The organism is Arsenicicoccus sp. UBA7492 (assembly GCF_002479615.1).
Taxonomy (GTDB): domain Bacteria; phylum Actinomycetota; class Actinomycetes; order Actinomycetales; family Dermatophilaceae; genus Arsenicicoccus; species Arsenicicoccus bolidensis.
On record NZ_DLOE01000028.1, the window covers coordinates 93,212 to 105,877 of the forward strand.

A 12,666-nucleotide genomic window follows, 5' to 3' on the forward strand; every position below is an offset into this window, starting at 1 on the left:
CGGACCCCACGGACGGTTGACTACGACATGCGCACCCTGGTCCTGATCCCGACCTACAACGAGCGGGACAACCTCCCGCTCGTCGTCGAGCGCCTGCGCCGCGCCGTGCCCGGGGCAGACCTGCTCGTCCTCGACGACAGCTCGCCCGACGGCACCGGCGAGGTGGCCGACGCCCTGGCGTCCGCCGACCCCCGGGTGCGGGTGCTGCACCGCGCCGGCAAGGAGGGCCTCGGGGCCGCCTACCTCGCCGGATTCGCCCGCGGGCTCGACGAGGGCTACGACGTGCTGGTCGAGATCGACGCCGACGGCTCGCACCCGCCCGAGACCCTGCCCGCCATGCTGGCGACCCTCGACGACCCCACCGTCGACCTGGTGATCGGGTCCCGGTGGGTGCCGGGCGGCGGCATCGTCAACTGGCCGCTGCACCGCAAGGCCCTGAGCCTCGGCGGCAACCTCTACATCCGGCTGCTGCTGGGCATGCCCGTCCGCGACGCGACGGCCGGGTTCCGCGCCTACCGCGCCTCGACCCTGCGCAGCATCGGCCTGCAGGACGTCGAGTCCCTCGGCTACTGCTTCCAGACCGACCTCACGTGGCGCACCGTTCACGCCGGCCTGACCATCCGGGAGGTCCCGATCACCTTCGTCGAGCGCGAGATCGGCTACTCCAAGATGAGCGGCGACATCGTGCGCGAGTCCATGCTGCGGATCACCCGGTGGGGTCTGCGCTACCGCCAGGGGCAGGTGCGCGACCTGCTCGCCGCCCGCCAGGTCGAGCGATGGGAGTCGTTGTGAGCACCCCGACCCGACGACGCCCGCGCTGGACGTGGATCGCCTTCGTCCTGCTCCTGGTCGTCCCCGTCGCCGAGATCGCCGTCATCATCGGCGTCGGCAAGATCATCGGCGGCTGGCCCACCATCGCGCTGCTGCTCGTCGAGTCCGCCCTCGGCGCCTACCTCGTCAAGCGCGAGGGCCGGGCCGCCTGGGCCGCCCTGCAGCGTGCGCTGACCGGCGGACGCATGCCGGCGGGCGAGCTGTCCGACGCCGCGCTGGTCCTCGTCGGCGGCACGCTGCTGCTGGCCCCCGGCTTCCTCACCGACGTCGTGGGCTTCTTCTTCGTCCTGCCCTTCACCCGGCCGCTGGCCCGGCGGCTGCTGACGACGGTCATCACCCGGCAGCTGCTCGCGAGCGGGCCGGGGGTCGTCCTGTGGGGAGCCGGTATGCCGCCCCGCAACCCGGGCCCGGGTCAGGCGCCGCCGACCTGGCAGCCCGGTCAGCCGTCAGCGGGCCAGCCCGGTCAGCCGTCAGCGGGCCAGCCCCGGCAGCAGCAGCCTCGGCGTGACGGCAGGGACGACGACGTCATCGAGGGCGAGATCCTCTGACCTGGCCCATGCACTCCACCCACCCGCTCCACCCACCACCAAGATCGTGAGGGTTTTGTCCAAGAATGTTGGACAAGACCCTCACGATCTTGGTCTAGCGGGACACGGTGCGGGGATGCGACGAGGCCCGCCTCCCCTGACGGGAGGCGGGCCTCGATGTCGTCCGGCGCTGCTCAGGCGCTGCGCTTGGGCCGCGGCTTCTCGCCACGGGACTGACGCAGCAGCGTGAGGCGCTCCTCGAGCAGCTCCTCGAGCTCCTTGACGGAACGGCGCTCGAGCAGCATGTCCCAGTGGGTGCGGGCGGGCTTGGTGGGCTTCTCCTCGGGGGCGTCGCCGCCCTGGAGCCGGCCCAGCTCACCACAGCGGCACTCCCACGTCGCGGGCACCTCGGCCTCGATGGAGAACGGAAGCTCGGTCACGTGGCCCTGCGGGCAGGTGTAGGACACGAGCTGGCGTTCGCTGGGGACGACGCCGTCATCGGTCTCCATGCTGAAGGACCCGAGTCGCGAACCTCGAAGTGAACGCTCGGCCATGTCTGATCCCCTTTCGTCGGCACCGCGAGCCCGGTGGGACTGACTCGCGGCATACCCCCATCAACGTCGGCTGATCCGGGGGATGTTCCCGGGCGCGGTGGTTGGCACCCAAAGACACCATCCTAGACGACGGCGGGCGCCTCGTTGCCCGCCGCGCGGATCCCCTCGCGCATGTCGACCCGCGACAGGAGCACCCCGCCGATGACGAAGAACGCGACCAGGGCGACGATCGACAGGCGGTAGGAGTGGGTCAGCTGGTGGACGACGCCGAACAGCAGCGTCCCGAACCAGCTCGTCCCGCGCTCCATCGCCTGGTAGAGGCTGAAGAACTCCGACTCGCGACCCCGCGGCACCAGCTGGCTGTAGAGCGACCGCGCCAGCGCCTGCGTCCCTCCCATGACCAGGCCGATGAGGATGCCGAGCGCGAGGAACGCGGTGAAGACCCCGGACGGGACGAAGTAGGCCACCCCGACGACGAGCGTCCACACCACGAGCCCGCCGAGCACCGTGCGCCAGGCGCCGATCCGACCGGCGACCCGGCCGAAGATCAGGGCGCCACCCACGGCGACGAACTGCACGACGAGGAAGGTCAGCAGCACCTGGCTCTGCGACAGGCCCAGCTCGAGCGTGCCGTAGAGGCTGGAGGACCCGATGACCGTCTGGATCCCGTCGTTGAAGAACAGGTAGGCGAGCAGGAACAGCAGCGTCTGCGGGTAGCCGCGCAGCTCGACGAAGGTGTCGCGCAGCTGGGCGAACGCCCCTCGCACGGCGCCGCGCTCGGGAGCGGCCTCGGGCGGGAGCCCCTCGGCGAGCGGCCGGGCCGGCAGGTCGCGCAGACCCAGCACCGGTATGACGGTGAACAGCCCCCACCACAGCCCGGCGCTCAGCAGGCTGATCCGCACGGCGGTCTCCGTGCCGATCCCCACCCGAGGACCGAGGTTGAGCAGCAGGAAGTTCGCGGCCAGCAGCAGGCCGCCGCCGACGTAGCCGAGCGCCCACCCGCGCGAGGACACGCGGTCCCGGTCGTCGGGCGGGGCGACGCGGCACAGGATCCCGTCATACACGACCATCGACGACCCGAGGCACACCGAGGCGACCATGATGAGCACGACGCCGAGCTGCCACGCCGTCCCCTGGACGAGGACCATGGCGCTCGCGGCCGCGGCGCCGACGCCGGCGAACCAGCCCAGGAGCCGCTGGGGACGCAGGGAACGATCGGCGACGGCGCCCACGACGATGAGCAGCAGCGCCGACACGACGGTGGTCACCATGGTGGTGTAGGAGTACAGCGAGCCGGGGGCGACCGGGATGCCCAGCACCGACAGGTGCGCGGTGCAGCTCTGGCCGACGGGCTGGTCGGGGCAGGCGGCCCGGTTGGCGACGGTGGTCAGGTAGGGGCCCATGAGCACCGCGGCGGTGGTGGTGACGTAGGCCGAGTTCGCCCAGTCGTACCAGTACCACGCACGCTGGTGGCGGGTGCTGCGGCGACGACCCGTCGTCCCCTCGGGCAGGTCGGGGGCCTCGGCGCTGCGGTCGGTGCTGCTGGGCATGCGGTCTCTCCTCGGCCGGGGACCTCGCCGTCGAGGTCGCCGGGCCAGAGCCTACTGGCCGGTCGGGCCGGTGACAGCGATCCTGCTCGACGAGGCGCCGGGGCATGATGGGCTCATGCGCATCCCCGGACCCCACGACCTGCTCACCGCCGCCGTCACCGTCAAGGACGGGGTCACCGACGCCGCCGACCTGTGGCCCCGCGCCCTGGACCTGATCGACCGCGTCGAGGCGATGGTCGGCCGCGGGGAGGCCTTGCTGGAGCAGGCCGAGGAGCTGCTCGCCCAGGCCGCCCTCACGCGGGCGCACGTCGACGAGGTCGCGGACGCTGCCGCGGAGACGTCGGCGCGCGCGGCCGCGCTGGTGGCCCGGGCCGAGGCGCTGACGGCGGTGGGGGAGCAGACCCTCCCGAGGCTGCAGCCCATGGTGGAGCCGCTCACGGCGCTGGCCGACAAGGCCCTGCCGATCGCCTCCGAGGTGGTGGCGAGCGTCGAGCGCGACGAGGTCCTGGCCCTGGTGGGCATGATCGACCGGCTCCCGGAGGCACTCCTGCAGATCGACCGCATCGCTCCCGACGTGCACCAGATCCTTGAGTCGGTCACCGACCTGGCTCACGCGGCTCAGGGCCTGCCCGGCATGGGCTCGCTCATCCGCCGGGGCGAGCGCAAGGACGACGACGACTGATGGGTGACGGGCGCCGGCGCGCCCCGTGGTGGATCGCCGCGGGGGTCGCGACGCTGCTCGCCGCGGCCTGGGGGCGGCTCAACCCCACCAGCTCGTTGCTCGTGCACGAGCTCCTCGACCACCCGGTCGTCCTCGGCCTCGCCGGCTACCTGCTCGTCGCGTGGGGCGTCTCGCTGGTGGCGGTCGACGCGCAGCGACGGCTCGTGGTCCGCATCCTGCTCGCCGCGCTGGGCGCCACGGCCTTCGGCCTGATCGGGATGGTCCTCAGCGTGGGGGTCAACCCTGGTCGCGACGAGGTGGTCCTGCCGGCTCCAGCCCAGGCCGGGATCGACCCCTACGAGGCCGACATCGTCAGCGACGGGGACCTGGTGTCGCCCATGACCACCGTCGTCATCCGTCACCGCGAGTGGGGGCCGTCTGCGCGCTGGTGGCCGGCCGCCTGCCTCAACGGCGAGTACGCGGGCGGCACCATGACCTCGGCCCGCTGGACCGGACCCACCGAGCTGGTGGTGGTGCTGGACGGTGGTCGCGAGGTCCCTGTCTCGATCGAGCCGGCGACGGCGGAGCCGCGCGCGGTCGTGCGGCTGGGACGTCGTTGTGGCGCCCCTTCGTCCACAGGCTGACGCGTTCCCGGCGTCGTCGTCCACAGCCTCCGTCGTGGTCCTTGGTCGTATGCCGACCCGCTGCCACCGTGGTCCTCGACCCCGCCATCGGTGGGCGCGGGCAGCAGCGCAGGAGCGGAGATGGTGCAGGTGGACGTGGCGGATGCGGATGGCGCGGGTGCGGTGTGCAACGAGGTCCGGCTGCGGGGGCGGGTGAGCGGAGAGCCCGAGCTCAGGGCGCTGCCGAGCGAGGTCCTCCTCGTGAGCCTGCGGGTGGTCGTGCCTCGGCCGCCCGACCCGCAGGCGGCCGAGGAGGGCCGGCGCCCCCCGACGGTGGACACCATCGACGTGACCTGCTGGCCGGGCGACGTGCAGGAGCGGGCCGTCGAGCTCGTCGATGGGGATCACGTGGAGGTCCACGGCGCCCTGAGACGTCGCTTCTACCGGACACCGGGCGGCGCGCAGTCCCGCTACGAGGTGCAGGCCGCCACGATCTCGCTCCTGCACCGCGAGGAGCACGGGGGCCCGTGCCCCGGCCGGGCGTAGGCTGAGCACGAGGAGGTGCACCATGCAGACCTCGACGAACGGTGCCGCGGTCCACGACCGTGGGAGGCCTCTCACCCGGGCCGACTGGACCGCGGGGGCCGCCATCGTGTGGTTCCTCGCGGTCATGCTCCCCCTGCTCTATCCGATCGCCGTCTCCGGGATGGCCGTGCAACCGTGGTGGCTGCTGGTGACGGTCGCCGGGTGGTGTGCGGTGCTGGTCAACGGGCTGCGCAGGTGGCGCTCCCCGGGGCGGGTCGCGTTCCTCGTGCTGGGCCCGTTCATCCTTCCCGTGTTGCTGGCGGTGGGCTGGTTCCTGCTGCCGGGAGCGGCCTGACCCGCGCTCTCGTCTCGCCTCTCGGGGACGTCGTCTCGCGGGCCGTCTCCTCGGCGTCCCCATCGGCGTTCCCCTCGGCCCGGCCTGCTCGACCGGCGTGATCGGCTGACGTGATCGACGGTGCAGGGTGTCCTGCGGCTCGGCCCATGACTACAGTCGTGCCATGGCGAACCGACCGGAGAAGTTCGACGTCGTCGTCTCGGCCGTGATCCGCAGCGGGCCCCGCGTGCTGCTGACCCGGCTCGAGGACCACGACTACTGGTTCCTGCCCGGCGGCCCGGTGACCCTGGGCGAGTCGGCCAAGGACGCCCTGCACAAGGACATCCTCGAGGAGCTCGGCCTCGAGGCCAAGGTCGCGGACCTGATAGCCGTCGTGGAGAACGCCTTCGAGCTGGACGGGGTCGCTCATCACGAGATCAACCTCGCCTTCGAGGCCAAGGTCAACCGCACCTCCTCCCAGGCACTGGTGCCCGGCATGGAGTTCCGGTGGTTCGACTCGGAGTCCCTCTACGACCTCGACATCCGTCCGGCGAGCCTGGCGACCGTCGTCCGCTACGGCCCCGAGGCCGTGCGACTCCCGTTGCAGAGCAACGGTCTCGGTCACTGACGAGGGGTCACCCGGCAGGCCCGCCCACGCGCTCCGAGAGCCTGTGCAGCTCGAGGGCGAGGCTGAGCTCGAAGGCTCGCTCGGGCTCTCGCCACCGCTCGCCGAGCAGCTCGTCGATCCGGTGCAGCCGCTGGTAGAGCGTGTTGGTGTGCACGCCGAGGCGGGCGGCGGTCGCGGCGTGCGACCGGCCCGCCGACAGGTAGGCGCCGAGCGTCCCCACGAGGTCGCTGCCGGAGGCGGCGTCGCGGTCCAGCAGCGGACCCAGCTGCCAGCGCACGTGCTCCCCGCCGGCCCCCTCGGCCGCGCTCGAGAGCACCGCCGCCAGGACGCCGAGGTCCTCGGCCCGCACCACCGCCGGTGGCCTGCCCAGCGTCGTGAGGACGCCGAGGCCCCGGTCCGCCCGGCGCCAGGCCGCGGCGACGGCCGTCACTCCGGCGGCCGCCGATCCGTTCGCGCCCGCGCTGGTCGGAGCACGCTCCAGGCGAGGTATGGCCGCGCTACCGTGCGCGCCCGGGACGGCGGCGACGACCACGTGATGGGCGACCGCGGGTCCGAGGACGTCCCTGACCTCGTCAGCCGTCTGGTCGAGCAGGGCCACGGTGTTCTCGCCCACCTCGCCCGACCACGCCCTCGGCATCCTCGCGAGCACCCGTTCCGCGCCCGGCCCGCCGGCGCCCACGACGACGACGGTCGCCACGCGCCCCAGGTCCAGGCCGACGGCCTCGGCCCGGCGACGGACCCGTTGCGGATCGGGGGAGTCGACGAACAGCGCCGCCGCCAGCTCGGCCCCGCCCCGGCGGCTCTGCTCGGCCAGCTCGCGCTCGGTCGCCATGGACAGGGCGATCACGAGGGCAGCTCGCTCGGTGCTGCGGACGTCCGCCGGCGTCAGGCTCTGCGCGCGGCATACCCACAGCCGGCCGTGGTCGACGCCGCCCGCCCGGACCGGCACCCAGTGCCAGCCCGCCCCGGCCGAGGGCGCCGTCGTGGACCCTGTCGTGGACCCAGACGAGGACCCAGACGAGGACCCCGTCGAGGACCCCGTCGAGAACCCCGTCGAGAACCCCGCCGTCGACCCCCCGACCCGGTCGGCACGAGGCGGGCGGAGACCCGGGTCGCTGCTCGCCACCACGTGCCCGGAGGTGGTGGTGATGACGACACCCGCCCCGAGGGCCCGAGCCAGCGCGGCCGCCACCTCGGGCAGGCCGCCACGGTTGGCGACGATGCCGGTCAGGTCGTCGTGCAGGGCCGCCGCCTCCTGCTGGGAGCGCAGCGCCGCCTCGCGCTGGGTGATGAGCTGGGCGTTGCGGATGGCGATGGCGGCCGGGGCGGCGAGCGCGCTGAGCCGCACGACCTCGGCGTCGGTGAACGCGCGAGGACGGTGCTCGGCCACGAGCAGCACCCCGGTCACCTCCTCGCCCGTGCGCAGCGGGACCCCGAGGATGCCGCCGAGCCGCTCCTGGGCGGCCACCTCGTCGACCCCGGTCGCGTGCCGGAGCGTCTCGTCGGTGAGGTAGTCCCCGCTCCAGAACGCCTGGCCGGTCTCGAACACGCGACCACCGATGCCCTCGCCCGGCCTCAGACGGGTCCGCCGCAAGCCGTGGCCCAGGGCCCCATCGACGTACTGGATGGGCAGGGTGCCGTCCGTGTCGGGGAGCATGAGGTAGGCCACGTCGGCGCCGAGCTGCAGCCTGGCGCGACGGGCGACCTCGCGCAGGACCTCCGTGGGGTCGTGCAGCCGGGCCAGCTGCTGCGAGAGGTCGTTGACGACCCCGAGCTCGGCGGTGCGCCGCCGGCCCTGCCGCACGAGATCCCGCAGCCTGCGGGCGCGCTCGGCCTCACGATGGGCCAGGGGCTCCGTGCCCGGAGCGGCCTCCGAGAGGCAGGACGCCAGGTGGGCGGCGAGCCGGTCGTCGTCCGCGTCGTCGAGCACGAGGGTCAGCCAGGTGGGTCGCACGGGGCAACGATCCCACACCGCTGTGGGCGTTCCCCACACCTACCGTTGCGGAATGTGGAGGGTTCACCCCTCGTGGTCATGCCTGCAGCAGCCTAGTTTTGCCCGGGTACCCCGTCGCGGATCCCGCGGCGACAACGACGTCGGCCCACCGGAGACCCATGACCATCGCCACCCTGCTGGACCTGCTGCCCGCCGATCGGGTGATCACCGACCCCTCGCGGCTCGTGTCCTACGCCCACGACGACGCGGAGTGGGCGCCGTCAGCGCCTCCGCTGGCCGTCGTGCGGCCCCGGAGCACCGACGAGGTCGCCACGCTGGTCCGCTGGTGCCGCGACCACGCGGTGCCGGTGGTGCCGCGAGGAGCCGGGACCGGTCTGTCGGGCGGGGCCAACGCCACGGCCGGATCGGTGGTCGTGTCCTTCGAGGCCATGACCGCGATCCGTGAGATCGACCAGCGCGAGCGCCTCGCCGTCGTCGAGCCCGGCGTGGTCAACGACGACCTACGGGCCGAGGCGGCGCGCCACGGCCTGTGGTACCCACCGGACCCGGCCAGCTCCCCGTGGTCGACGATCGGGGGCAACGTCGCCACCAACGCCGGGGGCGTGTGCTGCGTCAAGTACGGCGTGACGGGCGACTACGTGCTCGGGCTCGAGGTGGTGACCGGCACGGGCGAGGTCGTCCGGCTCGGGCGCCGCACCGCCAAGGGGGTCGCCGGCCTGGACCTGTGCAGCCTCATGGTCGGCTCCGAGGGGACGCTCGGCATCATCACCGAGATCACCCTGCGATTGCGTCCGTCCCGTCCCGCCGAGCGCACCATCGCCGGCCAGTTCGAGGACGTCTCGGCGGCCGGCCGCGCCGTGGCGGCGATCGGCGCGAGCGGCGTCATACCCTCGGCCCTCGAGCTGGTGGACCGGCACTGCCTGGAGGCCGTGGACCGGTGGAAGAACATGGGCCTCGCGGTCGACGCGGGCGCCCTGCTGCTGGCTCGCGTCGACTCCGCCGGCGCCACGGGCGACCACGAGTCCGCGACGATCCTGGCGGCGATGGAGGGAGCCGGCGCGACCTTCGCGGCCCTGTCCACCGACGACGACGAGGCGGAGGCGCTGTTCGCCGCCCGACGGCTCGCCTACCCAGCCCTGGAGCGCCTCGGCCCGGTGCTCACCGAGGACGTGTGCGTCCCGATGGGTGCCGTGCCCGAGATGCTGGACCGCATCGTCGCGACGGGGGAGCGGCACGGCGTGCTCATCGCCAACATCGCGCACGCCGGTGACGGCAACCTGCACCCTCTGCTCATCGTCCCGGCCGACGACCCCGCGGCCACCTCGGCTGCGCAGGCGGCCTTCGAGGACATCATCGGCGACGCCCTCGACCTCGGCGGCACGGTCACGGGCGAGCACGGCGTCGGCCTGCTCAAGCGCCCCGGGCTCACCCGCGAGGTCTCGCCGGTCGTCGCCGCCATGCAGCACGCCGTCAAGCGCGCCCTGGACCCCCACGACATCCTCAATCCCGGCAAGGCCCTGCCCGACGTGCCGGCCGAGCGAAGCGCTGCACCGACCCCTGCACCGAACCCTGCACCGAACCCTGCCCTGAACGACGACTCCCTGGAGGACCCCCGATGAGCTCGACCGCGCACCGCGCGACCCCGGCGACGGACGACGCGCTGCAGCGTCGCGTCGTGGCCAAGGTCGCCCGTCGGCTGGTGCCCTTCATGGCGCTCATGTACTTCGTGAACTACCTGGACCGCACCAACATCGGCTTCGCCAAGCTGACGATGGCCAAGGACCTCGCCCTCACGGAGACGATGTTCGGCCTGGCCTCCGGGCTCTTCTTCATCGGCTACCTGGTCTTCGAGGTGCCCAGCAACCTGGCCATGCACAGGTTCGGCGCGAGGCGGTGGATCGCGCGCATCCTCGTCTCGTGGGGCATCGTCGCCGCGGCGATGGCCTTCGTCCCCAACCACCAGTGGCTCTACGGCCTGCGCATCCTGCTCGGCATCGCCGAGGCCGGGTTCTTCCCGGGCATGATCCTCTACCTCACCTACTGGTTCCCCGCCCGCGACCGCGCGAGGATCACCGGGATGTTCCTGGTCGCGATCCCGCTGTCCTCCGCCCTCGGGGCCACCCTGTCGGGCCTGCTCATGCAGAACCTGCACGGCTTCTTCGGGCTCGAGGGATGGCGGGCGATGTTCCTCGTCGAGGCCGTCCCGGCCGTCATCCTGGGCGTCATCGCGTGGTTCTACCTCACCGACCGTCCCGACGACGCGACGTGGCTTTCCGCCGAGGAGCGCACCTGGCTGACGGAGCGCATGGCGCACGAGCAGGGCGAGACCGAGCGCGCCCACGGCTGGTCCGTGCGCAAGGCGCTGACGAGCGGTCGCGTCCTGGCGCTGTCGTTCGTCTACTTCGGTGTCTGCTACGGGCTCTACGCGCTCAGCTTCTTCCTCCCCACGATCGTCGCGGGCTTCGCCAAGCAGTTCGGCACGAAGTTCTCCCTCGTCGAGACCGGCATGATCGTCGCCGTCCCGTTCCTGTTCGGCGCCGTGGCCATGGTGGCCAACGGTCACCACTCCGACAAGACGGGGGAGCGGCGCTGGCACGTCGCGGTGCCGGCGGTCGTCGCCGGCGTCTCGATCCCGGTCGCGCTCTACCAGCAGTCGCCGCTCGCCGTCATGGTCGCCATCACCTTCACCGCCATCGGGGTCTGCGCGGCCCTGCCCGTCTTCTGGTCGCTGCCCAGCGCCTTCCTCACCGGCGCGGGTGCCGCCGCCGGCATCGCGCTGATCAACTCGCTCGGCAACATCTCGGGCTTCGCCGCACCCTTCGTCACGGGGTTCAGCATCGACCTGACGGGCAGCGCCAAGCCCGCCCTGTGGATGGTCGGGGCCCTCCTGGTCGGTGCCGCCGTGATCACCCTGAGCCTGGGTCACGCGCCCCGGCGCGCCGAGGACGACGCCCCAGTCTCCGAGCGGTCCGGGAGCACCACGGCCTGACGCGGCACCGCGCCAACTCACCGCAGCGACGCGACGCGCCCGCGATCAGCCCGCCCGGCTGGTCGCGGGCGCGTCCGGCGTCCAGGGGAGCCGCGTACGCTGGACGGATCAGCGCCGACGCGCCGTCGCGTGGGTGCGCGGACGAGAGTGGGTGGCACCGATGAGGCGCGACCAGCACGAGCCCGAGACCGTGAGGCGGGCGGACCTGCCCTTCTCCGAGCGGCTGGCCCAGGCCGGGCACGACCAGCGTGAGCCCTGGCCGGACGACGACTACGTCCCTCACGAGAAGGCCAGGGGTCGCAACCCCGCCGTCGAGGGAGTGGCCACCGGAGCCATGCTGGGCGGTGGCGCCCAGCGCATCTGACGGGACAGACCGGCCGTCAGACCAGGTGAGCCTCGTGGGCGAGCACGACGAGGGCGACCCGGTTCTTGGCCTGGGACGTCGTCTGACGGGCAGGCCCACGCCGTCTGACGGGCGTGACCGCTCAGTCGTGGATGCGGACCCCGCCCAGCGTCTTGGTCATGCCGGGGTCGCGGTGGTCGAAGAACAGCGACTCGCCCGTGTCCAGGCCGGCGATGCGGGCCATCTCGTCGTCGGTGAGGGTGAAGTCGAAGACGTCGATGTTCTGCGCCATCCGCTCGGCGCGCACGGACTTGGGGATCACCACGACGTCCCGCTGCACCAGCCAGCGCAGCACGACCTGCGCGACGGACTTGTCGTGCGCCTCGCCGATCTCGCTCAGCACCGGGTTGGTGAACAGGTCGTTCCTCCCCTCGGCGAAGCCGCCCCAGGACTCGTGCTGGACGCCGAGCTCGCGCATGAGGTCCTGGTCGGCCCGGCGCTGGTGGAAGGGGTGCGTCTCGATCTGGTTGACGGCGGGCACGACCTCGTTGTGCTCGACCAGGTCGACGAGCCGGTCGGGGTGGAAGTTGGAGACGCCGATCGCACGCACCGCGCCCTCGCCCAGCAGCGTCTGCATCGCGCGCCAGGAGCCGTAGTAGTCGCCGTACGGCTGGTGGATGAGGTAGAGGTCGAGCCGGTCCAGCCCGAGCTGCTCCAGGGAGCGCTCGAAGGCCGTGCGGGCGGCCTGGTCGCCGGCGTCCTGGATCCACAGCTTGGTGGTGACGAAGAGCTCGTCGCGGGGGATCCCGCTGGCGGCGATCGCCCGCCCGACGGCCGCCTCGTTGCCGTAGGCCGCAGCGGTGTCGACGTGGCGATAGCCCGCCGCGAGGGCGTCCGAGACGGCCTGCTCGGTCTCCTCCGGGGGGATCTGGTAGACGCCGAACCCGAGGATCGGCATCTCGACACCGTTGTCCAGCGTGACGTTGGGAACCTGGGGGGACATGGGTGGCCTTCTCTCGCAACGGGGGCGGCACCCGGTCCGGCGCCGCATGCTCCATCCAACCGCAGGGTCGTATGCCGCGGGAGGCTCGCCCGAGGGGGGTACTGCCGATGCCCCGCTGCGCGCACGGACTGCGCCGATCGGTGG

14 protein-coding genes are annotated in these 12,666 nt (G+C 72.8%); 10 read left to right on the plus strand and 4 right to left on the minus strand.

Going from position 1 to position 12,666, the window contains the following annotated elements; genetic code table 11:
• The first annotated feature begins 27 nt into the window (after nucleotides 1-27).
• Nucleotides 28-792: a polyprenol monophosphomannose synthase gene (locus B4E97_RS08145; protein WP_029210636.1), complete on the plus strand. Its 765-nt coding sequence runs from the start codon at nucleotides 28-30 to the stop codon at nucleotides 790-792.
• Complete coding sequence (locus B4E97_RS08150; protein ID WP_286955900.1) at nucleotides 789-1,379, plus strand: FxsA family protein; 591 nt, start codon at nucleotides 789-791, stop codon at nucleotides 1,377-1,379. The genes B4E97_RS08145 and B4E97_RS08150 overlap by 4 nt, the downstream gene beginning before the upstream one ends.
• A gap of 173 nt (nucleotides 1,380-1,552) precedes the next feature.
• On the opposite strand, the gene B4E97_RS08155 is transcribed toward B4E97_RS08150, so the two are convergent.
• Nucleotides 1,553-1,912 (minus strand): RNA polymerase-binding protein RbpA, encoded by a 360-nt coding sequence (locus B4E97_RS08155; RefSeq protein ID WP_019285870.1) that lies wholly within the window; start codon nucleotides 1,910-1,912, stop codon nucleotides 1,553-1,555.
• Between the two features lie 122 nt (nucleotides 1,913-2,034).
• The gene (locus B4E97_RS08160; protein WP_286959458.1) at nucleotides 2,035-3,462 is read right to left on the minus strand and encodes an MFS transporter; all 1,428 of its coding nucleotides are present in this window, start codon (nucleotides 3,460-3,462) and stop codon (nucleotides 2,035-2,037) included.
• Nucleotides 3,463-3,577: 115 nt separating this feature from the next.
• On the opposite strand from B4E97_RS08160, the gene B4E97_RS08165 reads away from it, so the two are divergent.
• From B4E97_RS08165 to B4E97_RS08185, 5 genes are all read left to right on the plus strand, one after another.
• Nucleotides 3,578-4,144, plus strand: coding sequence for a hypothetical protein (locus tag B4E97_RS08165; protein ID WP_286955896.1), 567 nt, complete (start codon nucleotides 3,578-3,580; stop codon nucleotides 4,142-4,144).
• The gene (locus B4E97_RS08170; protein WP_286955895.1) at nucleotides 4,144-4,767 is read left to right on the plus strand and encodes a hypothetical protein; all 624 of its coding nucleotides are present in this window, start codon (nucleotides 4,144-4,146) and stop codon (nucleotides 4,765-4,767) included. The genes B4E97_RS08165 and B4E97_RS08170 overlap by 1 nt, the downstream gene beginning before the upstream one ends.
• 120 nt (nucleotides 4,768-4,887) lie before the next feature.
• A complete protein-coding gene (locus tag B4E97_RS08175) occupies nucleotides 4,888-5,292 on the plus strand; it encodes a single-stranded DNA-binding protein (protein WP_019285866.1) in 405 nt (134 codons plus the stop codon).
• A gap of 22 nt (nucleotides 5,293-5,314) precedes the next feature.
• Nucleotides 5,315-5,626, plus strand: coding sequence for a hypothetical protein (locus tag B4E97_RS08180; RefSeq protein ID WP_286955893.1), 312 nt, complete (start codon nucleotides 5,315-5,317; stop codon nucleotides 5,624-5,626).
• A 163-nt stretch (nucleotides 5,627-5,789) separates the two neighbouring features.
• Nucleotides 5,790-6,233 carry an NUDIX hydrolase gene (locus tag B4E97_RS08185; protein WP_239264949.1) on the plus strand — a complete coding sequence of 148 codons (444 nt, stop codon included), beginning with the start codon at nucleotides 5,790-5,792 and terminating at the stop codon, nucleotides 6,231-6,233.
• Nucleotides 6,234-6,240: 7 nt separating this feature from the next.
• On the opposite strand, the gene B4E97_RS08190 is transcribed toward B4E97_RS08185, so the two are convergent.
• Nucleotides 6,241-8,187, minus strand: a complete 1,947-nt coding sequence (locus B4E97_RS08190) for a helix-turn-helix domain-containing protein (RefSeq protein WP_286955890.1) — start codon at nucleotides 8,185-8,187, stop codon at nucleotides 6,241-6,243.
• A gap of 158 nt (nucleotides 8,188-8,345) precedes the next feature.
• On the opposite strand from B4E97_RS08190, the gene B4E97_RS08195 reads away from it, so the two are divergent.
• The 3 genes from B4E97_RS08195 to B4E97_RS08205 all read left to right on the plus strand — a co-directional run bounded on the left by B4E97_RS08195 (nucleotide 8,346) and on the right by B4E97_RS08205 (nucleotide 11,540).
• Nucleotides 8,346-9,806: an FAD-binding oxidoreductase gene (locus B4E97_RS08195; protein ID WP_286959461.1), complete on the plus strand. Its 1,461-nt coding sequence runs from the start codon at nucleotides 8,346-8,348 to the stop codon at nucleotides 9,804-9,806.
• Nucleotides 9,803-11,176 (plus strand): MFS transporter, encoded by a 1,374-nt coding sequence (locus B4E97_RS08200; RefSeq protein WP_239264955.1) that lies wholly within the window; start codon nucleotides 9,803-9,805, stop codon nucleotides 11,174-11,176. Before B4E97_RS08195 ends, B4E97_RS08200 begins: the two co-directional genes overlap by 4 nt.
• Before the next feature lie 151 nt (nucleotides 11,177-11,327).
• Nucleotides 11,328-11,540, plus strand: a complete 213-nt coding sequence (locus B4E97_RS08205) for a hypothetical protein (RefSeq protein WP_029210625.1) — start codon at nucleotides 11,328-11,330, stop codon at nucleotides 11,538-11,540.
• A gap of 121 nt (nucleotides 11,541-11,661) precedes the next feature.
• On the opposite strand, the gene B4E97_RS08210 is transcribed toward B4E97_RS08205, so the two are convergent.
• Nucleotides 11,662-12,522, minus strand: a complete 861-nt coding sequence (locus tag B4E97_RS08210) for an aldo/keto reductase (protein WP_029210624.1) — start codon at nucleotides 12,520-12,522, stop codon at nucleotides 11,662-11,664.
• Between the last annotated feature and the right edge of the window lie 144 nt (nucleotides 12,523-12,666).